This window comes from Vibrio tasmaniensis (assembly GCF_024347635.1).
Lineage (GTDB): Bacteria > Pseudomonadota > Gammaproteobacteria > Enterobacterales > Vibrionaceae > Vibrio > Vibrio tasmaniensis.
Genome location: NZ_AP025510.1, coordinates 524267 through 550407 on the forward strand (window position 1 = coordinate 524267; position 26141 = coordinate 550407).

Consider the following 26141-nt stretch of genomic DNA (forward strand, 5'->3'; position numbering starts at 1 on the left):
AACACGAAAAGAACAGCATGTCAGATATTTTATCTTCATTGGCTTATCTAAACGGTAAACCAACTGCGAAAGCAAAACTAAAAGCAAAAGCCGAACACTTTGTCGTTAATGAAGACCTAGGTTTTGAGTTCACTGGTGAAGGCGAACACCTTATGGTGCGTATTCGCAAAACGGGTGAGAACACGAGCTTTGTAGCAAACGAGCTGGCTAAAGCGTGTGGTGTTAAGTCGAAAGACGTGAGCTGGGCTGGCTTGAAAGACCGTCATGCTGTGACAGAACAGTGGTTGAGCGTGCATCTACCAAAAGGTGAACCTGATTTTTCTGCTTTTCTTGCACAATACCCAAGCATTGAGATTTTGGCGACAGCACGCCACAATAAAAAGTTACGTCCAGGCGATTTAGTTGGCAACCAATTCGAGCTAACTTTGTCTGAAGTAACGGACTGTGAGGATGTGGTAAAGCGTTTGGAAAAAGTCGCTCAAGTAGGCGTGCCAAATTACTTCGGTGCTCAGCGCTTTGGTAATGAAGGTAACAACTTATCTGAAGCTCGTCGTTGGGGTCGTGAAAACGTTCGTACGCGTAATCAGAATAAGCGCAGCTTATATCTTTCTGCGGCTCGCTCTTGGATCTACAACTTAATCCTTTCTGACCGTATTGAGCAAGATGCGTTTGCGTCGGCATTGGTTGGCGATATCGTCGTTAAAGACGGCGCGCAATTAGCGGTGACGGCAGACAATATCGAAACCGTAAATCAAGACATCGCGAACGGTTCTGCGTTTATTACCGTTGCTTTAGCTGGAGATAATGCGTTACCGACGACTGATGCGTCTCAAGCTCTAGAGCAGAAACACCTTGATGCTGAACCGGATCTAATGGCGCTTATTTGTGGTAACCGTATGCGCCATGATCGCCGTGAAGCGTCGCTGAAGCCGATGGGCTTAGCGTGGGAAGTAAACGAAGACAATGTCACTCTTAAATTCTCTCTGGATGCAGGCTGTTTCGCAACCGCTATCGTTCGTGAGCTAGTTGAAGAAGTACACGTAGAAAGAACCTACGAGCAATAATGATTTTGCTGGGGTCTAAGTCACTTTATATTGATATTTAAGTGACTTTATATCGGTGTTTAAGTGACTTTATATCGGTATCTAAGTGACTTGGCATTGGAACAAAAGAAAGGATACAAGATGAAGATTTTACTCAGCAACGATGATGGTGTGCACGCTCAAGGTATTCATGAGCTGGCCAATGAATTACGTGATCTTGCTGAAGTTATCATTGTGGCACCTGACCGTAATCGCTCTGGTGCTTCAAATTCATTAACTTTGGAACAGCCTTTACGTGTTCAAGAGATTGCTAGAAATACCTATTCGGTTCAAGGAACACCGACCGACTGTGTACATTTCGCATTGAACGAACTCCTAAAGAGTGACATGCCTGATCTGGTTTTAACGGGTATTAATCACGGAGCTAACCTTGGTGATGACGTGCTTTATTCAGGTACAGTCGCAGCAGCAATGGAAGGCCACTTTCTAGGTGTTCAATCGGTGGCATTTTCTCTGGTTGGAAAACAACATTTTAAGACAGCAGCAGCGGTTGCTCGCCGTATTGTCGAACAACATTTAGCAAACCCAATCCCGACCAATCGCCTGTTAAACGTGAACGTCCCTGACTTAGCATTAGAGCAACTATCGGGTACTCAGGTGACACGTCTAGGTGCTCGTCACCATGCTGAAGATATGATCAAGCAGAAAGACCCACGTGGTCATGATATCTATTGGCTTGGCCCTCCTGGTAAGGAGCAAGATGCTGGTGAGGGTACCGATTTTTATGCCATTGAACATGGTTTTGTGTCGGTAACACCACTACAAGTTGATCTGACGGCACATGAGTCGTTGGGTGCGATGACTACATGGTTAGGGGATAAATAAGTGAGTAATCCACAAGCTGAGCGCTTAGTTACTTTTCTGATAGAAAATGGTATTCAGGATCAAAAGGTTCTTGATGCTATTTACTTACTACCGAGAGAGAGCTTTTTATCACAGGCTATGCATCACCAGGCCTATGATAATAATGCGCTGCCTATCGGGCAGGGGCAGACAATTTCTCAGCCTTACATTGTTGCTAAAATGACTGAGCTGCTTGAGTTACAACAAGACAGCCGCGTTTTGGAGATCGGAACGGGTTCTGGTTATCAAACGGCTGTTTTGGCTCAGTTGGTTGATCACGTGTATTCGGTTGAAAGAATAAAGTCGCTACAATGGGATGCTAAGCGTAGGTTGAAGCAACTCGATTTCTACAACATCTCAACCAAGCACGGTGATGGTTGGCAAGGTTGGTCTTCTAAGGCGCCTTTTGATGCGATTATTGTCACCGCTGCTGCAGAGTCGATCCCTCAAGCACTTTTGCAGCAGTTGAAAGATGGAGGCCGCTTATTAATTCCGGTCGGAGATGATGAACAACAACTGTTGAAGATTGTTCGCCACGGCGATGAGTTCTTATCGAATGTTATCGAGATGGTGCGATTTGTACCTCTTGTACCTGGTGAGTTAGCTTAATAAAAATATTAATGGTGTAGGTGGATAGAAAGTCGATGCGTTCGAAGGTTTTTAAAGGAAGTTCTCTACTGCTTAGCTGTGCACTTGTTGGGTGTGCTGCGAATTCGCCTGCGCCAGTTTCAAGCTTAAACAAGAATTACTCGTCGATTGATCGTGGTAGTTATCGCGGTAGTTACTATGAAGTGAAAAAAGGCGATACCCTTTATTTTATTGCTTACGTAACAAATAAAGATGTTAAAGAACTGATTCGCTATAACAATCTGTCAGCACCTTATACCATCCATCCAGGGCAGAGCCTTAAGTTATGGCGTCCTAGCTACAACGCACCAGCGTATGGTAAATCAACGGTAGCGGTTGCAGCCGTTGCTGCGCCAGTTGCCGCATCCACAACTTTGTTGGCCTCAAGTAAACCTAAAACAACACCTCAAAAGAGTAAAAACTCTAAACCTGCGCCAGCTCAAACAACCACCAAAGTGGCGAAAAAAGATCCACAAAAGAAGGTTGTACAATCCAAATCAAAGGAGTATGTTGGTTCTAAAGGTAAACAGAATGTTACACCGCCAACAAAACCAACGAGTAATAAAGTATCCAAATGGTTATGGCCAACGAAAGGGAGAGTAATTAAGAATTTCTCTGTAGGAGAACAAGGAAATAAAGGCATAGACATAGCAGGACAGCGAGGTCAGCCAATAGTATCTACTGCAGGGGGAACGGTTGTTTATTCGGGTAATGCATTACGAGGCTACGGCAATCTAGTGATTGTGAAGCATAATGATAATTACTTAAGTGCATACGCGCATAACGACCGACTATTAGTATCTGAAGGGCAAAGTGTGAAACCAGGGCAGAAGATTGCAACAATGGGAAGCTCTGGAGCCAGCAGTGTTAGGCTGCACTTTGAGATTCGTTACCAAGGTAAATCAGTTAATCCAAAACGGTATTTACCTTAAATACAATATGCAAAAATCACGTATTGTATGGAGTGACATAGTCATTTAGCGACATATGAAGTTGTAATGTCATGCTAATTTCGCCAGGGGGAGGCGTTATGAGTATAAGCAATGCAGTAACCAAAGAAGAGTTCGATCTTAACCAAGCAACCACGGAACCGGAAGCTCTTGGAAAAGCAAAACGAACAGTCACTAAGAAAACCGAAGCGAAAGAAGAGACTGAAGTTACGTCTAAAAGCTTAGATGCGACTCAACTCTACTTAGGCGAAATTGGTTTCTCACCACTATTAACCGCTGAAGAAGAAGTGCTTTATGCACGTCGAGCTCTACGCGGTGATGAAGCAGCACGCAAACGCATGATCGAAAGTAACCTGCGTTTGGTGGTAAAAATTTCTCGTCGTTATAGCAACCGTGGTCTTGCACTTCTCGATCTGATCGAAGAAGGCAACCTAGGCTTGATCCGCGCCGTAGAGAAGTTTGATCCAGAGCGTGGCTTCCGCTTCTCAACTTACGCGACATGGTGGATTCGTCAAACCATTGAACGTGCGCTAATGAATCAGACTCGCACTATCCGTTTGCCAATTCATGTTGTGAAAGAGCTGAATATCTACCTGCGTACGGCACGAGAGCTATCTCAAAAACTTGACCACGAACCAACGGCTGAAGAGATCGCTTCTAAGCTAGATAAACCAGTTGGTGATGTGAGTAAGATGCTTCGTCTAAACGAAAGAGTGAGCTCCGTTGATACGCCTATTGGTGGTGATGGTGAGAAAGCACTGTTAGATATTATTCCAGACATCAACAATTCAGATCCTGAGGTTTCAACTCAAGATAGCGATATCAAGAACTCGTTGATTTTCTGGCTTGATGAGCTGAATCCTAAGCAGAAAGAGGTGCTTGCGCGTCGCTTTGGATTACTTGGCTATGAACCATCAACACTAGAAGAAGTAGGCCGTGAAATTAGTCTGACTCGTGAACGTGTTCGTCAAATCCAAGTTGAAGGTCTTCGCCGTCTACGTGAGATTCTTATCAAGCAAGGCTTGAATATGGAAAATCTGTTCAACGTAGAAAACGACTAAATGAACAGATGATGCTTCTATAAATTGAAGACAAATAAAAACGCTGACTTTAAGTCAGCGTTTTTTTGTTTGTGGCTTTTGGATTTTATGCCGCCTAATCAACACGACATTACCAAACGGCAGGGAGAGGCTACTCGAAAGAGACTAAAGCAGCTTTTTCAAGCGATAAAGTTCTTCCAATGCTTGGCGAGGAGTTAAATCATCAGGATCAACATTCGCTAGCGCTTGTTCTACTTCACTTGGTTCAGGTATCAGGCTCAGTTGGTTGGCTATATCGACACCGCTTGGCTTCGATGTTGGCGACTCCATACTTAACGCTTCTAGTTGAGTCAGCTTCGCGCGAGCATTCTTGATCACCGCTTTCGGTACACCAGCCAATCCAGCTACCGCTAGACCGTAAGATTTACTTGCTGCACCTTCTTGAACTGCGTGCATGAAAGCAATGCTGTCACCATGCTCAACGGCATCTAGGTGTACGTTTGCTAAAGTTGGTAGTTGGTTCGGTAGCTCAGTTAGCTCAAAATAGTGCGTCGCAAACAGTGTCATCGCATTGATTTGATTGGCTAGCCATTCTGCACTTGCCCAAGCCAGTGACAGACCATCGTAAGTACTGGTACCACGGCCGATTTCGTCCATTAGCACAAGGCTGTTTGGCGTCGCATTGTGCAGGATATTCGCGGTTTCTGTCATCTCAACCATGAAGGTTGAACGACCAGAAGCCAAATCATCGGATGCGCCAATACGCGTAAAGATACGGTCGATAGAACCAATCGTCGCGCTTTCTGCTGGAACATAACAACCGATATGAGCCATCAATGCAATGAGTGCAGTTTGGCGCATGTAGGTTGATTTACCACCCATGTTTGGACCTGTGATGATCAGCATCTTACGTTGATCATTAAGGTCGATAGGGTTAGCAATAAAGGGTTCGTCCATCACTTGTTCTACCACAGGGTGACGACCTGCCTGAATTTGTACGCCAGCAGACTCTGTCATGGTTGGACGACAGTAATCAAGGGTATCTGCACGCTCAGCCAAGTTTTGTAGAACATCAAGCTGAGATACCGAAGAGGCGATGTTTTGTAGGCGCTCTAGGTGCGGCAGTAGCAAATCAAACAACTCTTCCCAAAGCTGCTTCTCGATAGCTAGGGCTTTCGATTTAGAGCTAAGCACTTTGTCTTCGTGCTCTTTTAGCTCAGGAATGATGTAACGCTCTGCATTTTTCAGCGTTTGACGGCGAACATAGTGAGGAGGTACTAGATGGCTTTGTCCGCGGCTTACTTGAATGAAGAAACCGTGTACGTTGTTGTAGCCCACTTTAAGTGTATCGATACCATGACGTTCGCGCTCTTCTTGCTCAAGTTTATCAAGAAATTCGGTTGCACCAGCGGCAAGGTCGCGCCATTCGTCGAGTTCTGCGTTGTAGCCTTCTGCTATCACACCACCATCACGAATCACTACGGGCGGGTTCTCTTTGATCGCTCGCTCAAGTAGTTCAGATACTTCATCCACAGGAGAAGCATATTGAGCAAGCTGAGTCAGGTATGGGTGCTTAAGTTGCGTCAGCGTTTCGGCAAGTTCAGGCAAATATTCCATAGCTTGGCGAAGTCGTGCCATATCGCGAGGACGAGCAGAGCGAAGAGCTAAACGCGCCAAGATACGTTCGATATCACCGATCTGTTTCAGCGTTGGTTGTAACTCTGTAAACAGAGCCAAATCTTTCATCTCGCCAATCGCATCTAGGCGCTGATCGAGTGCAGAGATATTGCGCATTGGTTGATGTAACCAACGCTTAAGCATACGGCTACCCATTGCTGTCGCAGTGTGATCAAGTACTTCTGCTAGGGTGTTGTCTGTGCCGCCACTAAGATTTTGGGTGATCTCTAGATTGCGTCGAGTCGCAGCATCGAGGATCACTGAGTGATCTTGTTTATCCATCGTCAGTGAACGGATATGTGGAAGGGCAGTTCGCTGGGTGTCTTTGACGTATTGGATCAAACAACCAGCCGCACATAAGCCTAGTTTCGCGCTTTCTACGCCAAAGCCAACTAGGTCACGAGTACCAAACTGCTTATTCAATTGCTGCTTAGCGGTATCTAATTCAAATTCCCACACAGGGCGACGGCGGTTGCCATTACGACTTGCCATCAAATTTACGGGTTCGAAATCTTCAGGGAACAGCAGTTCACGTGGTGACGTTCTTTGTAGCTCTGCCGCCATCGCTTCTTCGGTTTCTGGTTCGCAAAGTTGGAATCGACCGGAGGTAATATCCAGTGTCGCGTAACCAAACTTACCGTTGTGATGGTAAATGGCTGCAATCAGGTTATCAACACGCTCAGAAAGCAATGCTTCATCCGTTACTGTACCAGGCGTCACGATGCGTACAACAGCACGTTCAACCGGGCCTTTTGAAGTTGCTGGATTACCAATCTGTTCACAAATAGCTACGGATTCACCAAGTTGCACTAACTTCGCAAGGTATCCTTCAACGGCATGGTACGGAACACCCGCCATAGGAATCGGCTCACCATTTGAAGAGCCACGCTTGGTCAGTGAAATATCGAGGAGTTGAGAGGCTTTTTTAGCATCATCGTAGAAAAGCTCGTAGAAATCGCCCATGCGGTAGAACAGCAGAATTTCTGGATTTTCTGCTTTTAGCTTTAGGTACTGCTGCATCATGGGAGTATGTTTTTGATCGGCTTTCACAGTTAACTTCTTTCGTTTATTTCTATTGCGGCTTAGGATACGTGAAAGCGTTTCGTGCGAAAAGCGACACATGCGAAAAGATGCGAATCCGAATGATATGACAGTAAATAAAGGGAAGTTGATGATGCAGATGACTCAAGATCTTAGTGAACAGCTTGGACACTTACTCGCTAAACACAAACACGTTTTAGTGACGGCTGAATCTTGCACTGGCGGTGGTGTTGCTAGCGCAGTGACGGATATCGCAGGGAGCTCTGGGTGGTTTGATCGCTCTTTTGTTACTTATAGTAATGAAGCGAAGCAAGAGATGATTGGTGTACAGCTTAAAACCTTAGTTGAGTTTGGTGCAGTGAGTGAGCCTGTAGTGATAGAAATGGCGAGCGGGGCATTGCAACATTCAAATGGGACTATCTCTGTATCGATCAGTGGCATTGCTGGCCCAGGTGGCGCGACCGAAGATAAACCCGTTGGTACAGTATGTTTCGCTTGGAAAGCACTAAATGGCTGGGATAAAGTAGAAACGCATCTATTTACAGGCGACAGGTCACAAGTACGCCAACAAGCCACGCACCATGCCCTGCAAGTTATTTATGATTACCTATCAATGGAAGGTAAGTAGCATTTGTACAAATTATTTTCATACAGGTATGGACACTGTATGAATCAACAGTATAATGAAAGCCAATTAGTCACCCCTATGTGGGTTAGAAATAGATTCTAGATCGCTTGTTAAGACAACCGATTATGTGGAGATAGTAATGGACGAGAATAAACAAAAAGCGTTAGCCGCAGCCCTTGGTCAGATTGAAAAGCAATTTGGTAAAGGTTCTATCATGCGTCTTGGTGATAACCGCACAATGGACGTAGAAACTATTTCTACAGGTTCTCTATCTCTAGATATCGCACTAGGTGCTGGTGGCCTACCTATGGGACGTATCGTAGAAGTTTACGGTCCAGAATCATCAGGTAAAACAACGCTAACGCTTGAGCTTATTGCTGCAGCACAGAGAGTGGGCAAAACGTGTGCATTCGTTGATGCGGAGCACGCACTAGACCCTATCTACGCTCAAAAGTTGGGTGTTGATATCGATGCTTTGCTTGTGTCTCAACCAGATACAGGCGAACAAGCTCTAGAAATTTGTGATGCACTGGCTCGTTCAGGTGCTATCGACGTTCTTGTTATTGACTCAGTAGCAGCACTAACACCTAAAGCAGAAATCGAAGGCGAAATGGGCGACAGCCACATGGGTCTTCAGGCTCGTATGCTTTCTCAAGCGATGCGTAAGCTGACTGGTAACCTCAAGCAGTCTAACTGTATGGCTATCTTCATTAACCAAATTCGTATGAAAATTGGTGTTATGTTCGGTAACCCAGAAACAACAACCGGTGGTAACGCACTTAAGTTCTACGCATCTGTTCGTCTTGATATTCGCCGTACTGGCGCGATTAAAGATGGTGATGAAGTTGTTGGTAACGAAACTCGCATCAAGGTTGTTAAGAACAAGATTGCTGCACCATTCAAACAAGCTGAAACTCAAATCCTTTACGGCAAAGGCTTCAACCGCGAAGGTGAGCTTATCGACTTAGGTGTTAAGAATAAGCTAGTAGAAAAAGCAGGCGCTTGGTACAGCTACAAAGGCGACAAGATCGGCCAAGGTAAAGCAAACGCTGGTAAATACCTACGTGAAAACCCAGAAGTTGCTCTAGAAATTGATACTAAACTTCGTGAGTTACTGCTAACTCCTGCTGTGCTTGAAGAGAAAGGTGCAGAGAAGGAAGAAGAAAACGAAGAGCTATAAGCTAACGTTTTGTTAAGTCATCTTCATAAGAATGTATGACATTGAAAGATTTTAAAGCCTCGAATTTTCGAGGCTTTATTGTTTTAGTCGTAAAAAGTTAAGGTATTTGATTGTTTAGAGAAAAGTGACCGTAGGCGGCTGCTCTAGATACTTATAGTTATGCACTCATAAGTCTATTCTTTATCAAATAACTAAAGAAACTCTTTGGGGTAAATAGATTCCCGTCAAAATTTCTTTCCCCGAAAGGCCTATTACTAGACCTTTGTTCGTATCTGATTATTGAATTCGATCTGCTGAGTTAGTGCTTCTTAAGCTCGTCGAGTACCATAGCATTATGCTGTTCGTGAATCGTATTCACCCTAACGTGTTGGTGCTGATTAGGAGCCAGGCGTTCGTATTCTGTTAGGTAAATATCGCTGTGAATATGCTCTGCGATCATTTTTACAATTAAGCGATTATTGGCATATAAACCTAAGGTTTCTTCACGGTGTGAGAACATGAGGGCGAGCTTCATATCGGCTACGCACATAAAGCGGTGTGAAGGGTATTCGGTTTCTTCATTTTCAGAACGCGAATGTAGTTCTATCTTTTCATGTGGGCTCGCCATTTTGTTGAATGAAAAGCCAATCACTCGTACGCCACGTTCCACGGCGTCGCATAATTCTTTGCCAAACAACTCAAGGTTAAAATCGGTATTCAGATAAATTTCTAGATTTGCCTGATTAATGATTTCCTTGGCCTTTTGAAGTAAGTTGTCGAACCCCGATACGTTGTAAACGAACTCTTTTTCCTCTTTCAGCATCATCTTAGATAATTCTGATTTAAGGAAATTAATATTGGTAACGGTCTTTTTTTCTATCTGGCTGAAAATCAAGTCTGGTGATTTAGCTTCGTACTCTTTAGTGTCGCCATCAGACATGAAAATGTAGCCATTGGCGTAAAGGTTATCGATAGACGAGTAAACAGAAGAGCGGGAGATAGAGATCTCTTTCGCGATTTTATATCCGCTGGATTGGCCATTTTTGAGTAAATTAATATAAACAAGCGCATCGGTTTTGGTAAACCCAAAATCCATTAATTTGGTGACTAGCTCTGACACGGGTTGTCCTCTGAAACTATTCAATATCTTCTCCTTCTAAGGTTACCATTCTTGTCACGACGAGCGTAAATGATTGTTGTGATTTTTTTCAGCGATGAGAAACGCTCCGCGAGCAAAGGTGAATTCATCTTGTTTTGGGTGAATAATCACTGGAATTTCATTAACGTGAATGTAGCGAGACAATGCGACTTTTAAATCTGCCGTTAATGTAGGATAGGTCGTTGCTTCGCCTGATAATACGAGTCGTGTGGGCTGTAATTGCTGAATGGGATTAACTAAACTGCGCGCCAATTGGTCGATATAAGTGCGATAGATGCGCGATGCATGCGGTTCACTTTGGTCTACGCCTGAAAAAATTTGCGTTAAAGTTTGGTCTTTTAGCACGACTTGATGATATTGCCGCTCAATACTTGGTGCGGATAAAAACTGTTCAATGCAGGCCTCATTGCCACAGCGACATATAGGAGTTAAACCATCAACGAGCCATTGAAAATTTGGTAGCGTTGAATGTGCCCAATGTGAGCTTAACGGGTGGTGTTCTTGCTCGTTATTTTTGTAAAAACTCATACCACAACCATCGCCCAAAAATACGCTGAGAGTAGCCTCTTTTTGTAAACCTATAGCCCTCTTATTTAGACTTGAATCTGCCGAGAGTGGTTGTTCAATTAAGTCAGCGTTCGTCGTTGCGTTACTAATCGCGTCGCACGCAATAGCCGCACTGTGTGAATGCATCACAAGCGAGCAATCGACCTTGAAGTGCTGAATCAGGTTCATTGCTAATTGGGCGAGTTCTGGCGAGTGAGTTTGACTTTGCTTTGTCAGATTATTTACTGACTGGCGATGAGATGAAAAAAACTCGGATGTGCTTATGCCTATCGCGGCGATACTTCCATAGCGGTAGCTGACGCTTGATATTCTGCTTATCAAATGTTGGGTCAAGTGGGCAAGGTCGCCAGGAATGCGCTGCACCATTCTATACACCTCTTGTCCGTTAGAAGTGCTGGCGACCGAGTAAATAGAGTGGGAATCAATCGCGATTCCCATCACTATATTTGGTTCTGCTTTAATGAGCATGATTTAATTAATGACACACTTGGATTTAGTTCGCTTGCTCAATCACGTAGCCATAAGCGCTAAGGGTCAGTGATTTTCCATCGATCATGATCTGTTTATCTTTATCGCTGTTGTTTAAAACAAACGTTAAATTGCCACGGCGGTAAGCGATGCACTCTTTGTCTGTCGTCCCTTTTTCATCCCTCACGTTTAACCAGTCAATGCTAGGCTGATTAAACTCGGGATTAGCTTTACGCAAAACGATCATTTCTTGAATGAAATTTTTGAATTCTAAGTCTTGCTCTGATTCTTCCCATATCATGCATTTTCGGTTGTCTTCGCTGCCCATGCCGCGGCCGCCATCCATACCAATTTCTCCACCGTAGTAAATACATGGAGCGCCAACTTGGGTAAACATAAATAGATAGGCTAATTTAGCTTTGCGCTTGTCGCCCTGACATAAAGAGATAATGCGAGTGGTGTCGTGGCTATCTAATAAGTTAAACATCGCTTCGTTTACGTTGCGTGGGTATGCCATGTACGACGCGTTCACTGCATTTACAAAGCTCTCTTTATCAAGGTCGCCAAGACCAAAGTAGTCGGTAATGGCTTGTGTCAGCGGGTAATTCATCAGCGAATCGTATTGGTCGCCGCGTAGCCAAGGCATACCTTCGTGCCAAATCTCCCCAAGAATGTAGCAGTCTGGGTTGGCATCTTTTACGACTTTGCGGAAGTCACGCCAAAACGCGTGGTCCACTTCGTTGGCTACGTCTAAACGCCAACCATCAATGTTGAACTCTTCTACCCAGTGGCGTGCTACGTCTAATAAGTATGCACGACACTCTTCATTTTCAGTATTCAGCTTGGGCATTTCGACGACATTCGCGAAGGTTTCGTAGTTCAAGTTCCAGAAATCCCACTCTTCTTTTGGCGTGTCTGGGTATACAGGGAATTGATTGATCCAAAACCAGTCGGCGTATTTGGACTTTGCCCCGTTATTCACAACGTCTAGCCATAGTGGTGATTGAGACCCAATGTGGTTGAACACCGCGTCGAGCATAATTTTCATGCCGCGTTTATGGGCTTCATCGACGAGTGCTTTAAAAGCTTCATTGCCGCCAAAGTGCGGGTCTACATTGTAGTAGTCGACAGTGTCGTATTTATGGTTGGCGTTGGCTGTGAAAATAGGGCATAAATACAAACCATTCACGCCAAGATCTTGCAGGTAATCTAGCTTATCGATCACGCCCCATAAATCGCCACCCATAAAGTTGTCGGATACAGGTCTGGTTCCCCAAGGTTGCACGTTGGCAGGTGATGTTTCAGGGCGACCATTAGCAAAGCGCTCTGGGAATATTTGGTACCAAATGGTGTCTTTTATCCACGTCGGTGTCTTTAAAACGTCACGAGGGTTTATGTAAGGAAAACAGAAGAAATTACTTAAGTTGCTCAGCTCGATTTCTGCGTTTTCAGTCGTTGAAATGTCGGCGCAGCGTTTTTCTCCAAATAGAATCTTTTCGCCGCCTTTTCCGTACAAAATAAAGCCATAGCGGCTACGACGTTTCGGTGGAGTAAACTCTGCAAACCAGTGGTCGTGGTACTCGGTTTCCCCTTCATGAATCATGGTCACTTCATTGCCACCCACCCAACCGTGTGCATCACTGCCACCTAGATTGCCACCATCGAGGCCACCTTCTGCCCAGTGGTACGGGTCGCCTATCCAAAGTGAAACCTTGTCTAGTTCGCCTTTTGCACAGCGTAAGCGAAGGTGAAGCGTTTCATTGTTGTAAGCGTAACTGTCTGCACTTTTTGCTGAGTGAGTCAGCGAGCTTTTTGTAATCGGTTTGTTGATAACTGAATTTGTAATAGCCATAGCGGAAATCATCCCTAATTATTATTCTTTAACTGCGCCGCTGACGAGGCCGGTAGTAATGTGTTTTTGAGTCGCAACAAATAGCAAAGTGATGGGCACTGCAACCAATAATGAACCCGCGGCAAACAGCGTGAAATTCTCCGCTGAGTTAGATGAAATCCAACTGAAAATACCGATGGCTAGCGTCATTTTTTCTTCGCTGCGTAAGATAAGCGTAGGTAAAATGAAGTCCATCCAAGGTGCGGTGAAAGACACTAACCCAACAAACACTAAGATAGGTTTCGCGAGAGGGAGAATGATTTCGAGGAAAATCGTCATGTGGCCTGCACCATCAATTTTTGCGGCTTCATCTAATGAAGTGGGAATGGCATCGAAATAACCTTTCACCAACCAAATCATGAATGGTAATGAGCCCGTTACATACACAAATAACAAGCCAGCATAGGTATCAATCAATCCCATTTTTGATAGCAAGATGTAGATAGCCGTCATCGAAAGAAAGGCCGGGAACATCTGCAATACAAGAATGCTCATCATAATGTTGCGCTTACCATTGAAGCGGTAGCGAGAGAACACAAACGCTGAAATAGTCACGACAACCAGTGAGATAACCATATTCGCTGTAGCGAGAAGAAAGGTGTTTTTATACCAGTCTAAATAGGGTGTGTCCGTGAATAACGCGCGGTAGTGGTCGAGCGTAAAATCAATACTTGTGAAAGAAGAACTGAATAAGTTATTCCCCGTTTTGAATGAAGCTAGCACTGTCCAAATTACCGGGCCAAGTACTAATAATGCGTTGGCAATGAGAAATAAGTACACAACTAGGGTGCCTATTTTGCCAATGTATTTGTCCATGTTAATTAACTTATCCGAACTATTTAAATTGGCCATGTTACATACCTACATCGTCTTTGAATGACTTCATGCGGCTGAATTGCCATATCGCAATACCAGACAAGAACAGGAAGATAATGATTGAGATAACCGAAGCGATTTGATACTGCTGGAAGTCGAGCGTGAGCTTGTAAATCCAAGTGATCAGAATGTCGGTATGTCCTGCAAATCGATATTCAGGGTTGATAGGACCCCCTTCGGTTAACAGGTAAATCGCCCCAAAGTTATTGAAGTTATGGGCAAAGGTCATGACCAACGATGGGGCCACTTGGTGCAACACCATAGGCAGGGTGATTTCTTTAAATTGCTGGAACTTGCTTGCACCATCGACTTCACTGGCTTCATAAAGTTCGCTTGAAATGTTAGTCAGTGCCCCTGCAATAAGCAGCATAAAGTAAGGTGCGCCAACCCAAACACTCACCGCGATAACGGTAATTTTTGCGGTGAAAGGGTCTGATAAGAAGGCAATCGAATCAAAGCCCCACGAGTTTAACGTTGCGTTGACTGGTCCAATACCATTCAGTAGCAAGCGGAACATCAATAAGGTTACGAAAGCCGGAATGGCATAAGGGAGAATAAAGATAAAGCGCCATGCTTTTTTCGCTTTAATGTTTCGATTTTGTAGCGCAAGCGCCAGTAAAAAACCAAACCCACAAGTACATATGGTGGCAAAAAATGCCCACAGAACCGTCCAAGAAGCGACACCGAAGAAAGTGCTCGACCATATTTTTAGTTCAAATAACGCGATAAAATTTTTAAACCCCACCCAATCTACGAGGTTTCTTGGTGGGATATGATGGGGCGCAGAATAGTTAGTGAAAGAGACAAGTACCGTAATAATGATTGGCAAAATAATGAATGCGATACTGGCAATAAAAGCTGGCGATAGCATGATGAACGCGAACTTTTGGTCGTAAATGTCTTTAAATTGCTCTCGAAGGTTCAGTCGTGACTTAAGGCTAACTTTTGCATCTTGGACATTAGCGATGTACAGACAGATGAATAAGAAGCTGTAGAGTAGGGCTATGACCCCTTCGACCAACATAAAGACAGAGTTATCGCCCTGTAATATTTTAAAGCCTTCACGAACTTGAGCGACATCTCCTAAAGTGACTAAGCTTTTTAGTGAGGCCAACAGCTCCGGGAGAATCAACAGTGTGATTAGCTGCATGGCTAAAAATACACCGCCTTTTACCCAATGACCTTTTACGATCTGTGTACTCCCCATAATAAGGAGTGATGCGGGCATTCGTGATGCCGGCTGATTCTCTGTTAACAACATTGTTTATCTCTATTGTTTAGGTTGTCGTTATGTATTCGTTTTCGGGTCACGCTCTGAATTAGCGCTGTGGCTTTATGACACAGCGCATGAGCTAAGTAGCTCGTGAGTTGCGACGGGAGTTCAGAGGTTACTCTTGTAATTCTATTTGTTCTTCGATGATCGAAAGCGCACGGTCAAGAACAGAACTCGCGGGTTTATCGTTTACCCAGTAGTCTGTAATAGCGCTGGCCATTGGTGACCAAATGAAGCCCATTTCAGGAATCGATGGCATTGCGTCTGAGTAGAAACCTTGCGTAATAATGGCGTAAGTGGCTTCATCAGCATCAACAATGATCTCTTCCATGACCGACTGGATCGGAGGGAGTGCTCTTGACATCTCATAGCGTTTTTTCAGCATCGCGTCGGAAGTAAGGTAGTCAGCAAATAATTGTGCGGCTTTCGGGTACTCAGTGTAAGAAGAGACAACCGCAAGACGAACAGTTGCAAAAGTGCGTGGTTGTTGGCCTGCTAATTTAGGCATAGGTACAACACCGAGATTTATCCCTGATTCTTGATACCCTTCAATTGCCCAAGGACCGTCGATAATAGCGGCGACCTTTCCTTCATTAAATAAGCCACGACGTACTTGCGGGTTGCGCATATCAACCGGATTAGAATTGTTGGCCACTTGTAGGGTTTTCATTGCTTCTAAGCCTTGTTGGGCTTTTTCAGAATTGATGCCGATGTCTTTTGCATCGGTACCGTTATTACCAAATTCGTATGCGCCGTAAAGCGTGACAAACATACGAGACTCGTAATAGTTCTGAATGTCCCAAAGCAGCGCGTATTTGTGTTCTTGCTTATTGTTGAAGGTTTTTGAAAATTCGATAATTTCTTCAAAATTCTCAGGTGCTTTAGTCAGTAAATCTTTATTGTAGAACAGAGCGGTAGTGGCGAAGCTAACTGGGAAGCCATAGCTCACCCCTTCAGCTTGAGACGCATTAATCGCATTTGGCATAAAAGTATTCGAGATACGTTCGGCAGACACCAAATTCTCCATCGCCCCACCTGCCACGACTAATCGCCCTAATAAGTCATGTTCAATCTCTACCACATCTGCCACGCGAGCAGAGCCACCATCCTGAATCAAACGAGAAGCGGCATCGATCGGCGCTAACCCACGGAATGAAAAATCAATATCGTATCCTAACTCTTTATTAAAGGACTGAGCGGCGTACTCCATGTAGTCGAGTGTTGTTTTGTCGGTCCAGATTAACAACTCAGCCCCATTTTCTGGCTGAATTGTGTCTGCGTTTGCATCTGCTGCAGCCGTTAATGTACTGGTCGTTAACGTTGCCGCCATTAAGGCTGCCGCGAATAGATTCTTTTTCATTCCTGAATTTTTCATACTGACACCGCGCTATTTAAAATCATAGTAGTCGTTCGTTAAGTACTACTATGGTATGTCTCGCCGACAATATGTCAACATTACCTGGTTAAAATATCAGCGTATTTGTGACAGTTATCACTTTCTGTTTGTGCTTTTTACATCTGGTAGCTATAGGGTTTTATGTCTTGTTTATTGGGGGGTTTGAACGGTGCTTTGTTTATTTTGATACTTAGATTAATGAAAAGCCTACCGTTTGTGATGATGATCAATAATCTCCGCAGTCAAGGGTGATTGATCTCTCATTTCTAAATTCAATAGGAAGCAAAACATTTATAATTCTAGAACAATAAATAGGCGTTCATTACGGACGACTATGTTTTTCTGGTTAAATGTTGCGAAATCAGCAAGCCTATCAAGAGACACAGTGGATAGATAAAGAGAAACAGTGAACAAAAATAACCCTACAAATAACAACAAATGATTCAGTGAAGAATCAATAAGGAATGACCGTGAAAAAAACATTATTGTCTGTAGTGATCACCAACACTCTACTTATTAGTGCTGGCGCTTCGGCTGCTGATGACCGAACTATGTCTCCAAGTGATATCTTTTTTTATGACGCTTTAAAATTTGGTGGGCATGTTGGAACATCGATTGAAGTCGAAGAGAAAAACATCACTGATTTTGCATCATGGGGTGGTGGCAAGTCTAAAGAGCGTACAACGACTCATGAAGTGTTTAACGTCTTCTATAACAACGCTGCGTGGAATGCGACAGCACTTTACGCGTTCAAACTTGAAAATCGTAAGAAAAAGAAAGGCGCATACGCAGAAACAGAAAATGGATATAAGCACTTATTATCATTAAATAAAAGTTTTCAGCTAGGAAATGGTTGGGGAACGGGCTTGATCTATGAGTTGGAATATACAAAGGGTGATATTGTTACTTCTGCGAAAGTAGACGGCTTGAAAACCACGAAAGCTGAGCACAGTATTCGTCCATACCTTACGTACTGGAATAATGAATATTCAGCGGGCTTCTATTCAAACCTAGAGTACCTATACAACGATTCAGATAAGAGTGCTTGGGGTTCTCGTGAAGAGGAAGGTTACAGCCTCTTATTTAAACCTTACAAGCGCTTTGGTCAGTGGGAAGTTGCAGCTGAGCTCTACTATCAAGTTAAAGAAAATAAAGCGAAAACCGGAAACGGTTCACTCAATGAAGCCAGCGATTTCACCGAGATGTATATTGAACCAATCGTTCAGTACAGCTTTGAAGAAGCCGGCACTATGTACGTTCGCGCTCGTATTGGTGAAAACGAAACGAAACATACAGACGGTTGGGCAAAGAACGAAACTTTCTTCAAAGATATTCGTAAGGCAACTTTAGGCTATGAGCAAGCAATTGGCGACGATTGGTTGGTAAAAGGCGAACTTGAGTGGGCTAAAGACACAGAGACCTTCTCTAAGCTGAAAGGCGAAGAGAAAACTGTAGAACAAGAAACAATGTACCTACAAGCGCTTTACCGCTTCTAAGTGGTATTAATCACAACTCAAATGACAGAGTAATATTATGATCAAAGTTTCAGATATCGCCCAAATCGTTGGTGGAAAAGTTGAAGGTGATAACACGGTAGAAATATCGAAGATTCGCCCAGTTTCCAGCGTAGAAGAGGGCGGCTTAGCCATTGTCTTTGCTAAAGCCGATTTAAAAGGGCTATCTGAAACTTTGGCTGATGTCATTGTTGGGCCAGAAGCCATTTTACAGACTAAAGCAAAAACAAAAATCGTGATTGAGAAGCTCGAAGCTGAGAAGCTCAATCAACTAATGCGTCATTATAAAGTTCAAAAATATCAATTATTTGATCAAGGGAATACATCAGATACTCCCGATGTTTATATCGGAAAGCATTGTCAAATAGGTGAAGGTTGCCATTTCATGCCCGGTGTTAAAATCATGAACGGTGTAACAATCGGCAATAACGTTGCAATTCATGCCAATACAGTCATCAAAGAAGGCACTGTGATTGGTAACAATGTCACCATTGACTCTAACAACTCCATTGGTAATTACAGCTTCGAATACATGACCGGGCACAACACCCGTTATGAACGCGTGGAAAGTGTGGGTCGAGTGATCATTGGTGATGAAGTTGAAATTGGCTGTAATAACACCATCGACAGAGGCACTTTAGGCGACACCGTTATTGGTCGTGGAACCAAAATAGATAACCTAGTGCAAATAGGGCATGACTGCAAAATAGGTCAGCATTGTTTACTGGTATCTCAGGCTGGTTTTGCGGGCCACACTACTTTGGAAGATCATGTCATTGTACATGGTCAAGCCGGTACCGCAGGGCATCTTACTATCGGGAAAAACTCCGTTATTAAAGCCAAATCAGGTGTGAGCCACTCTTTCCCTGCCAATAGTGATCTGTTCGGTTATCCGGCGAAAGATGCACGTTCTTATTATAAAAACTTAGCCGTATTGAACAAATTAACTCATCAAAAAAACAGTAACCCCCGTCCAAACTCTAAATCGTTAGAACTTGATGCAGATAAAAGAGCGGTGGTTCCGAAAAAAAGCTTAATAGCGAGACTATTTCGTTTATAGCTTACCTAAGCGAGATCTTTAAAATTTAAAGCCCTAACTCGAGATGGCTAAAACGGAATAGAACCCTACATATATAAAAAATAATAAGGAAATGACAATGAAACGTACTCTACTTGTAGCCGCACTTTTATCTTCAGCGTTAATGGGTTGTGCGAGCACTGCCGACACGCCAGCAGCTGAACAAATGAAAGCAACAGGTCCTTTCGCTGATTGTAATCTCGCCACGGTGGAAGATCGCGGGCCAATTCGTCCTTCACTTTATGTTATAGGCACTTTCCCTGATGGCCAGTGGATCCACATGGAAAACCGTCAAATGTCGCATAAAGGCAAAGGTATTTACCAAGTGGTAAGCGAAGAAAAAGCGGGCAACGTAAGTTTGCAGTTCGCAACGATGGGCTGGTCTCCACAATTTACCGCAGCTGGCATGTCGATGACGGCGGGTTATGAGAAAACGCTAAAACGTGGTGGCTTTGCAAAAAACACCACCGTTAATATTCCAGAGGATGGCAAATATTTATGGAGTGTTGAAATTAGCGAAGATAAGAAGCCAGTTCGTGCATTGGTTAAAGCGTGTAAATAAGCGATGTAGCCAACCGACATAACTCACTCTATATCACCATTTATAACCACGCTATAACACTGTTTATAAACTCGTGGTTGAACGCAGTGATACAGAAGAAAGGTGCTCTGAATATCAGAGTGCCTATGTTTTAAAACTAAACATAAAAATAAACCTTAAATGTTCAATGATTAACGTTTACGTCTTTTTAGCCAGTAACTTGAGAGTTCCAGTCACTGGCTAAAAAGATTTTTACCTATCAAGATTTAACCCGTATTCGGAGTTTCAAATGGCAACAGTTAGCCTGCGTAAAGTAGAAAAACAGTACGATAATGGTTTTAAAGCCGTACACGGAATTGACTTAGATATTCACGAAGGTGAGTTCATGGTATTTGTGGGGCCGTCTGGTTGCGCCAAATCTACCACATTGCGAATGATTGCTGGCTTAGAAGATATCTCAGCAGGTGAAGTGCGTATTGGCGATAGAGTGGTGAATGATTTAGCGCCTAAAGAGCGTGGTATTGCCATGGTATTCCAAAACTATGCGTTGTACCCACACAAAACGGTCTTCGATAACATGGCCTTTGGTTTGAAAATGCAAAAGCGACCAAAAGAAGAGATCAAACAACGCGTAGAAGATGCCGCTGAAAAACTAGAAATTACTGATCTCCTGTATCGTAAGCCTAAAGAAATGTCGGGTGGTCAGCGTCAGCGTGTCGCGGTGGGACGAGCCATTGTTCGTAAACCAGACGTGTTCTTATTTGATGAGCCTCTATCCAACCTTGATGCCAAACTTCGTGTTTCGATGCGTGTGAAAATCGCACAATTGCATAAGTCTCTTAAAGATGAAGGTAACCCTGCGACCATGGTTTATGTCACGCACGATCAAACGGAAGCTTTAACTTTAGGCGACCGAATTTGTGTCTTAAATCAAGGTAATATTATGCAGGTGGACACGCCGACCAACTTGTACAACGCGCCACAGAACAAGTTTGTGGCGGGTTTTATCGGCTCCCCAGCCATGAATCTAGTGAACACGACCCTGCGTAAGTTAGGTGATGACATTTACGTGGAACTTGCCCCTGGCGCGCAAATTATTATCCCTAAACGTTTACAAGAAAAGCTAGTGAACCATATTGATAAGCCCGTGTGTCTAGGCATTCGACCTGAACACATAAATATTGCCGCTGATGATGAGATGGTGAACGTACACCCTGGTGAGCTGACCGTGGTTGAAAACTTAGGGAATGAAAAATACCTGTATTTCAAATTGGGTGATAACGAAATTGTTGCGCGAGTGAATAACCAAAGCATAAGTACATCAGATATTGGCAGCCAAGTACGCTTCAACTTTGATTCTGCGTTCTGCCATATTTTTGATGGTGAAACCGAACAGAACCTGACGTTGTAAGTTTATTTTTTATAACGAAAATGCTTCACAACAAAAAGTGTCAATAAGATCAAAACAGTAAAAGCTATTACTCTACAAGACTTACCTTAACAACATACCCTGAGCCTGCCTGCTAGGTTCAGGGCATTACCCGAATTCTAATAAATATAAATGATCCTGAGAATTATTTCTTAAGGCTTTGTCGTACCTGAAATTTACTGTTGCTGATAGACCTCATTATGGGGATTTAACGTAACAGCTATAGAGCGCGGCATTAATAAAAAGTAAAAACAATATAAAACGAAATCCATAACGTGAATAAAGGGCGACACATGAAGAATAAACTTATTGTGCTATCAGCATTACTGGCTTCCCTACCTGCTATGGCAGATTGGAACCAGGCCTATTTCCGTGGTACCGCCAATAACTGGCAAGCTGAATCTATGGTTAAAGTGAAAGCAAACCACTGGCAAATAGTGAAAAAATTTAACACCGGTGATGGAACGAAATCTCCTAGTTTTAAGGTAGATCGCTTTGGTGATTGGTCTGAAAACTATCCTCTATCAAATGTCTCTGTTGACCCTAATAAAACCTACGAAATTAATTTCTATGACGACACGAATAAAGTGGTGGTCCATGAAAAACTTCCCTTTGATATGCGTGATGAAACCATGTATTTCGTGTTTCTTGACCGTTTCTATGATGGTGATTCAGCCAATAATACATCGACGGGTGCCGACATGTATTCGGCAGACAAATCGGATTTCAAAAAATACTTTGGTGGTGATTTAAAAGGTTTAACTGCAAAGCTAGATTACTTGCATGACATGGGTATCACGGCCATTTGGATAACCCCTCCAGCTGATAACATTAACGTACCTGACAGCCGAGGTGGAGCGGGTTACCACGGCTACTGGGGACGTGACTTCTTTAAAGTCGATGAGCATCTAGGTACCGTTGCTGACTTTAAAGCATTAAAGAAGAAAATGGACAGCTACGGCATGAAACTCGTGCTGGATTATGCGCCTAATCACTCTAACCCTGATGATGAAGGGGAGTTCGGTGCACTTTATAAAAAGGGTGTCCGAATCACAGACTACAAAAATGATAGTACAGGTTATTACCACCACAACGGTGCGATTGCTGAAAATGGCCAAGGTTGGGAATGGGACAACGCATGGGCGGTTCGTAATAAAACCTTATTCAACTTAACCGATTTTGACCAACGTAAAGATGGCCCTGCACGTCAGTACTTGATTGATGGCGCGAAATTCTGGGTTGATTTAGGGGTGGATGCGATCCGTATTGATGCGGTGAAACATATGGATAAAGAGTTTATCCAAGATTTTACCGGCCAAATAAACGCCTACGCGAAGAAAAGCCAAGGCAAAGACTTCTATTTCTTTGGTGAGTGGATGGATTCAGGAGCTGACGCAACGGGATCAAACTTTGCCTCTATCGATTTTGCCAATACATCAGGTTCTGCACTGCTTGATTTTGGCTTGAGAAACACCATTGAGAATGCCTTGCTAAACCAAAATGGTACGGGCATGTATGCCATTAATAACTACATGAAGCTGAGAGACCAAAAATTCACAAGTAGTGATTGGCAAGTGGTGTTCTTAGATAACCACGATGCGTCACGTATCTCTACCGTTTTGCGTTCCGATGCGAAGAACTTTGGCGCAGGTAAAGACAAGTGGGGTGGTCGTCAAAGTGTTGCATTTGCACAAGACAGAGTGGAGCTGGGTTTAGCGCTTATCATGACCTCTCGTGGTATTCCTTGTATTTATTACGGAACAGAGCACTACGCGGCTAACTTCACTACCAATGGTTTTGGCCAGCAAGGTAACGACCCATACAACCGTGAAATGATGCCAAGTTTTGATAAAACGACCAATGCTTACAAGATGATTAAAACGTTGAGTAAGTTACGTAAAGACAGCTATGCGGTGCAGCAAGGTGATTATATTGAGCGTTGGATAAGCAATGACGTATTGGTGTATGAACGTAACGCAGGCGATGACGTAGTTGTGGTTGCAATGAACCTCGGTCAAAGTACATCGGTTAACGCGGTGAATTTAGGATTGGCAAACGGAACTTACGACAGTGTACTAGGAACTGACCAAGTGGTTGTTTCTAATGGCAGCGGTACATTTAATCTAGACCAAAATGAAGTGGTTATCTTACGCACTACGCACTAAGCCTTAAAGCTTAGCGGGTTAACTTATGTAAGATAACCCGCTATAACGTGAGTCAATGGTTTACGAGGCTACCCTACATTCTTTGTTCATATTGCCTACTTTAGGGTAGGCAATATGAACAAAGAAGAACTTGAGGATTTCGCTCAGGAAGCCGATAAAGGACTAGCATACCTAACGGAATGCAGACTATTGCTTTAAAAGATCCCCCCTACAGCCTCGTTTGTTATCAATTTGAAAGTTTCGCCATCAATTCCTTTTTCCGTTTCTGATCTTGATATTCTTTCTCTATGCAAGAAGAAAGTAGCGCTTCTGCTTGTTTGGGAGACAGTATAAAAATGCCATCATTATCACCTAATACAATATCACCTGGATTTATCTTATTGCCTGCTATTTCAATGGCCGTATCGAGAGTACCACCAGGCACATTGGCATTGGCATGAGTGGTTAGAGCACTCACGCCAACTGAAAATATTGGCAACCTTAACTCTTTAAGCGCATGCAAATCGGTGACTTTGCCAGACATGACGATCCCAGAGAGTCCTTTAATCTGAGCGGCTAAGGTTCGCAATTCTCCCCAGCAAGCGTAGTCAGTATTTCCTGTACACTCAATGACCAAAACCTCCTTTGCCTTTGCTTGGATGAGAGCCTCCCTTAGAACGCTAGCGTTAGGTAGGTGTATTTTGGCTGTGCGAACACGGCCAACCAATTTAACGTTTTCTATAATTGGACGAACACCTGAAAGGTAACCATCATTGGTGAGATGCCCCAAAGTTGAAGCCGATACGGCTTTAAAGGCTTCAACGAGTTCATCTTCCCTAGGTTTATGCGGGTATGGCATTTGAAGACTCTCGCTTTATACTTAATGCCTTTGCGCGTTTGAATGGGTTGACCACGTCACCTTTTCCAAATGGCATACTACCGGGGCCTCCTGCGCGATCTATCATAGGGCTTAGGAGATATTTTTGCGGCCAAGTCTCTTTTTCAAACAGCGTTGCAATAATGATATTTTTGGTTATGTCGCTGAAACCAATGGAATTTACCAGCTCAAGAATACAGGCTTCCATCAGTGTCCAAAGCTTTGCCTCTTCAATATTGTAAGTCAGTGAGAGTGTTTCAATGATTGAACGCATGTTGACTTGAATACCAAGAGTTTGAAGCCAGAACAGAAGCGCTTCTGGTGTATCATGATAAAGAGTATTGGCATGGCCGGGCTTGATACAATATTGAGGATCTTCCAAGCCATTATTTTCTAATTCAGGCACACAGATCCGAAGTGAGTCATGATCACGCAGTAATAACCCTGTGACTTGGCCTTTCTTCCAGACCAGCACAGCGTTTTGTCCGTGAACTTCAGCGGTCATACCGAGCTTGAACATTCTCAGGTTGACTTCAAAGAAGCAGTGACACAGCTCACTGAACAACACGGACACATGGTGTTTAGTTACTTCTAATTGGCGATAGGCAAGCCACTCATTGAAAAAGTGTTCTTTACTGCCTAAAAGCGGCGTACCTAAAGCGGCCATGGGAAGTAGCTTGGTATCTGTGTCATTGAGAAGTGGTTGTGGGTAGCGTCGAACCATCGCTGATAGGTGTCGAGGCGCATCATCAAATAAGGTGGCGTTTGGCGGCATAAATGCCCACCATCGTCCTTCTTCACATAGGTGCATTTTTTTTGCTAAGACGGGGTCACGCTTCTGGGCTTGTTTTAGGAGGGATTCACTGAGCTCACCATTTATCATTTTGACAGCTGGTAAATAGCGAGATGCCCCGAGAGAATATACCGCCATAGGGAGTTTCAAGTGGTCACAACTGTCGAAGCAAGGAGTCATTGAACGTAATGAAGACGTCGCAAAGAAATTGCTGGAAGAATAATCCAATCGAATACAGATATCGCTTGAAAAATGTTCACCTAATTGCTGTTCTAATACATTTTCGTATTGCCAAGGGTGTACAGGCAATGCAGTGTGGCTGTCATTAATTTTCTTTTTGTGCAGTTCGGCATCCAGTATGACTTGCTGAGCTGGTGGTAAAAGAAAATCTTTTGGTGAATAGGGTTGGGCATCATTTAACTCTGTGCCTTTTCTAAGCCAATCTTTACGAATGGCTACCCAGTTTAAAGTAATGGACTCCCCGAATTCAGCTTGGTAAGTCAAATAGTCAGTATCGTTTAGACCTTGTTTAGCCTTAGCTAATGGGTGGTATGGACGATCTCTCAGAGATGCCCATTGCTCCATAGCGAGAAAAAAGTCGGCATTCTTTTTTGATAATAAATGAGTGCTAGAAATATTATGTTGTTGTGAAAGCGCAGTTTGGCGAAGGCTGATAGCAAGCACATCTTTAAACAGCTTCATTCCTTTAGCGTTGTCCTGATATTTATTTTGTACTCCTTGAAGGGCAAGCTCTAAGAACATTTGAGGTGAAATTCCTTCAATCGTTTTGTTGTCTCTGCAAAGGTAGACGGGGGTTCCGGCAATGCGTTTCCATCGTTGAGTAATGGTCGGTTGCAAAGCTACTATGATGGATTGCGCTCCCTTTAGATCAAAGTCCCATTTCCAAATAGACTCTGTAATTGATGGGTATTGTAGGTCTAAATCATGATAAGTAGACGTAAATGATGACGCTGTAAATATCGCCAAATCCCCAAAAAATTCTTCGGCCAATAGACAATCGACCAAATCCTGTGTCACCTGCTCAATGGCATGGTAATTAAACATAC

General features: G+C 43.6%; 21 protein-coding genes. 12 read left to right on the plus strand and 9 right to left on the minus strand.

All coding sequences use genetic code 11. The annotated features are described in order from the left end of the window. The first annotated feature begins 17 nt into the window (after positions 1-17). The 5 genes from truD (at position 18) to rpoS (ending at position 4584) form a co-directional block, all read left to right on the plus strand. The gene (gene truD, locus OCV44_RS02555) at positions 18-1064 is read left to right on the plus strand and encodes a tRNA pseudouridine(13) synthase TruD (protein ID WP_139685036.1); all 1047 of its coding nucleotides are present in this window, start codon (positions 18-20) and stop codon (positions 1062-1064) included. 120 nt (positions 1065-1184) lie between these two features. Then, a complete protein-coding gene (surE, locus tag OCV44_RS02560; RefSeq protein WP_139685035.1) occupies positions 1185-1928 on the plus strand; it encodes a 5'/3'-nucleotidase SurE in 744 nt (247 codons plus the stop codon). Then, on the plus strand, positions 1929-2555 hold the full coding sequence (locus OCV44_RS02565) for a protein-L-isoaspartate(D-aspartate) O-methyltransferase (RefSeq protein WP_139685034.1): 627 nt from the start codon (positions 1929-1931) through the stop codon (positions 2553-2555). It begins immediately after the preceding gene. 35 nt (positions 2556-2590) lie between these two features. Then, a complete protein-coding gene (nlpD, locus tag OCV44_RS02570) occupies positions 2591-3505 on the plus strand; it encodes a murein hydrolase activator NlpD (protein ID WP_029225456.1) in 915 nt (304 codons plus the stop codon). 98 nt (positions 3506-3603) lie between these two features. Beyond that, positions 3604-4584, plus strand: a complete 981-nt coding sequence (gene rpoS / locus OCV44_RS02575) for an RNA polymerase sigma factor RpoS (protein ID WP_086048752.1) — start codon at positions 3604-3606, stop codon at positions 4582-4584. A gap of 144 nt (positions 4585-4728) precedes the next feature. Here the strand turns inward: rpoS and mutS are convergent, their stop codons facing one another. Next, on the minus strand, positions 4729-7290 hold the full coding sequence (gene mutS / locus OCV44_RS02580; RefSeq protein ID WP_086048753.1) for a DNA mismatch repair protein MutS: 2562 nt from the start codon (positions 7288-7290) through the stop codon (positions 4729-4731). 124 nt (positions 7291-7414) lie between these two features. Between mutS and pncC the strand changes: the two genes are divergently transcribed. Beyond that, positions 7415-7909: a nicotinamide-nucleotide amidase gene (pncC, locus tag OCV44_RS02585; RefSeq protein ID WP_086050375.1), complete on the plus strand. Its 495-nt coding sequence runs from the start codon at positions 7415-7417 to the stop codon at positions 7907-7909. Positions 7910-8048: 139 nt separating this feature from the next. After that, the gene (gene recA, locus OCV44_RS02590) at positions 8049-9089 is read left to right on the plus strand and encodes a recombinase RecA (RefSeq protein WP_086048754.1); all 1041 of its coding nucleotides are present in this window, start codon (positions 8049-8051) and stop codon (positions 9087-9089) included. 298 nt (positions 9090-9387) lie between these two features. Here recA and OCV44_RS02595 read toward each other — a convergent pair whose 3' ends face one another. The 6 genes from OCV44_RS02595 to OCV44_RS02620 form a co-directional block, all read right to left on the minus strand. Further along, positions 9388-10188, minus strand: coding sequence for a TrmB family transcriptional regulator (locus OCV44_RS02595; RefSeq protein WP_009847632.1), 801 nt, complete (start codon positions 10186-10188; stop codon positions 9388-9390). 54 nt (positions 10189-10242) lie between these two features. After that, the gene (locus OCV44_RS02600) at positions 10243-11262 is read right to left on the minus strand and encodes an ROK family protein (RefSeq protein ID WP_246091765.1); all 1020 of its coding nucleotides are present in this window, start codon (positions 11260-11262) and stop codon (positions 10243-10245) included. Positions 11263-11287: 25 nt separating this feature from the next. Beyond that, positions 11288-13126: a glycoside hydrolase family 13 protein gene (locus OCV44_RS02605; protein ID WP_139685033.1), complete on the minus strand. Its 1839-nt coding sequence runs from the start codon at positions 13124-13126 to the stop codon at positions 11288-11290. Positions 13127-13135: 9 nt separating this feature from the next. After that, the gene (locus OCV44_RS02610; protein ID WP_029223077.1) at positions 13136-13969 is read right to left on the minus strand and encodes a sugar ABC transporter permease; all 834 of its coding nucleotides are present in this window, start codon (positions 13967-13969) and stop codon (positions 13136-13138) included. A gap of 37 nt (positions 13970-14006) precedes the next feature. Next, positions 14007-15290 (minus strand): carbohydrate ABC transporter permease, encoded by a 1284-nt coding sequence (locus OCV44_RS02615; protein ID WP_139685032.1) that lies wholly within the window; start codon positions 15288-15290, stop codon positions 14007-14009. Between the two features lie 127 nt (positions 15291-15417). Beyond that, positions 15418-16662, minus strand: coding sequence for a sugar ABC transporter substrate-binding protein (locus OCV44_RS02620; protein WP_139685069.1), 1245 nt, complete (start codon positions 16660-16662; stop codon positions 15418-15420). A gap of 500 nt (positions 16663-17162) precedes the next feature. Between OCV44_RS02620 and OCV44_RS02625 the strand changes: the two genes are divergently transcribed. From OCV44_RS02625 to OCV44_RS02645, 5 genes are all read left to right on the plus strand, one after another. After that, positions 17163-18194: a hypothetical protein gene (locus OCV44_RS02625; RefSeq protein WP_009847626.1), complete on the plus strand. Its 1032-nt coding sequence runs from the start codon at positions 17163-17165 to the stop codon at positions 18192-18194. Between the two features lie 37 nt (positions 18195-18231). Beyond that, a complete protein-coding gene (lpxD, locus tag OCV44_RS02630) occupies positions 18232-19272 on the plus strand; it encodes a UDP-3-O-(3-hydroxymyristoyl)glucosamine N-acyltransferase (RefSeq protein ID WP_139685031.1) in 1041 nt (346 codons plus the stop codon). 97 nt (positions 19273-19369) lie between these two features. Then, positions 19370-19852: a glycosidase gene (locus OCV44_RS02635; protein ID WP_139685030.1), complete on the plus strand. Its 483-nt coding sequence runs from the start codon at positions 19370-19372 to the stop codon at positions 19850-19852. A 268-nt stretch (positions 19853-20120) separates the two neighbouring features. After that, entirely contained in the window at positions 20121-21242 is a 1122-nt protein-coding gene (locus OCV44_RS02640) for an ABC transporter ATP-binding protein (RefSeq protein WP_139685029.1), read from the plus strand. A gap of 311 nt (positions 21243-21553) precedes the next feature. Further along, positions 21554-23425, plus strand: coding sequence for an alpha-amylase family glycosyl hydrolase (locus OCV44_RS02645; RefSeq protein WP_139685028.1), 1872 nt, complete (start codon positions 21554-21556; stop codon positions 23423-23425). 226 nt (positions 23426-23651) lie between these two features. Here OCV44_RS02645 and OCV44_RS02650 read toward each other — a convergent pair whose 3' ends face one another. Together OCV44_RS02650 and OCV44_RS02655 are read right to left on the minus strand one after the other, a co-directional pair. Next, positions 23652-24263, minus strand: coding sequence for an RraA family protein (locus tag OCV44_RS02650; protein ID WP_139685027.1), 612 nt, complete (start codon positions 24261-24263; stop codon positions 23652-23654). Then, entirely contained in the window at positions 24247-26139 is a 1893-nt protein-coding gene (locus tag OCV44_RS02655; RefSeq protein WP_139685026.1) for an IucA/IucC family protein, read from the minus strand. The genes OCV44_RS02650 and OCV44_RS02655 overlap by 17 nt, the downstream gene beginning before the upstream one ends. Positions 26140-26141 lie beyond the last annotated feature (2 nt).

Coding starts and splice junctions, on each gene's coding strand:
- OCV44_RS02615 (WP_139685032.1), bottom strand. CDS start 15,290: ATGTTGTTAACAGAGAATCAGCCGGCATCACGAATGCCCGCATCACTC.
- recA (WP_086048754.1), top strand. CDS start 8,049: ATGGACGAGAATAAACAAAAAGCGTTAGCCGCAGCCCTTGGTCAGATT.
- rpoS (WP_086048752.1), top strand. CDS start 3,604: ATGAGTATAAGCAATGCAGTAACCAAAGAAGAGTTCGATCTTAACCAA.
- OCV44_RS02605 (WP_139685033.1), bottom strand. CDS start 13,126: ATGATTTCCGCTATGGCTATTACAAATTCAGTTATCAACAAACCGATT.
- OCV44_RS02635 (WP_139685030.1), top strand. CDS start 19,370: ATGAAACGTACTCTACTTGTAGCCGCACTTTTATCTTCAGCGTTAATG.
- OCV44_RS02640 (WP_139685029.1), top strand. CDS start 20,121: ATGGCAACAGTTAGCCTGCGTAAAGTAGAAAAACAGTACGATAATGGT.
- truD (WP_139685036.1), top strand. CDS start 18: ATGTCAGATATTTTATCTTCATTGGCTTATCTAAACGGTAAACCAACT.
- OCV44_RS02655 (WP_139685026.1), bottom strand. CDS start 26,139: ATGTTTAATTACCATGCCATTGAGCAGGTGACACAGGATTTGGTCGAT.
- OCV44_RS02620 (WP_139685069.1), bottom strand. CDS start 16,662: ATGAAAAAGAATCTATTCGCGGCAGCCTTAATGGCGGCAACGTTAACG.
- pncC (WP_086050375.1), top strand. CDS start 7,415: ATGCAGATGACTCAAGATCTTAGTGAACAGCTTGGACACTTACTCGCT.
- surE (WP_139685035.1), top strand. CDS start 1,185: ATGAAGATTTTACTCAGCAACGATGATGGTGTGCACGCTCAAGGTATT.
- OCV44_RS02645 (WP_139685028.1), top strand. CDS start 21,554: ATGAAGAATAAACTTATTGTGCTATCAGCATTACTGGCTTCCCTACCT.
- lpxD (WP_139685031.1), top strand. CDS start 18,232: ATGATCAAAGTTTCAGATATCGCCCAAATCGTTGGTGGAAAAGTTGAA.
- OCV44_RS02610 (WP_029223077.1), bottom strand. CDS start 13,969: ATGGACAAATACATTGGCAAAATAGGCACCCTAGTTGTGTACTTATTT.
- OCV44_RS02625 (WP_009847626.1), top strand. CDS start 17,163: ATGACCGTGAAAAAAACATTATTGTCTGTAGTGATCACCAACACTCTA.
- nlpD (WP_029225456.1), top strand. CDS start 2,591: ATGCGTTCGAAGGTTTTTAAAGGAAGTTCTCTACTGCTTAGCTGTGCA.
- OCV44_RS02650 (WP_139685027.1), bottom strand. CDS start 24,263: ATGCCATACCCGCATAAACCTAGGGAAGATGAACTCGTTGAAGCCTTT.
- OCV44_RS02600 (WP_246091765.1), bottom strand. CDS start 11,262: ATGCTCATTAAAGCAGAACCAAATATAGTGATGGGAATCGCGATTGAT.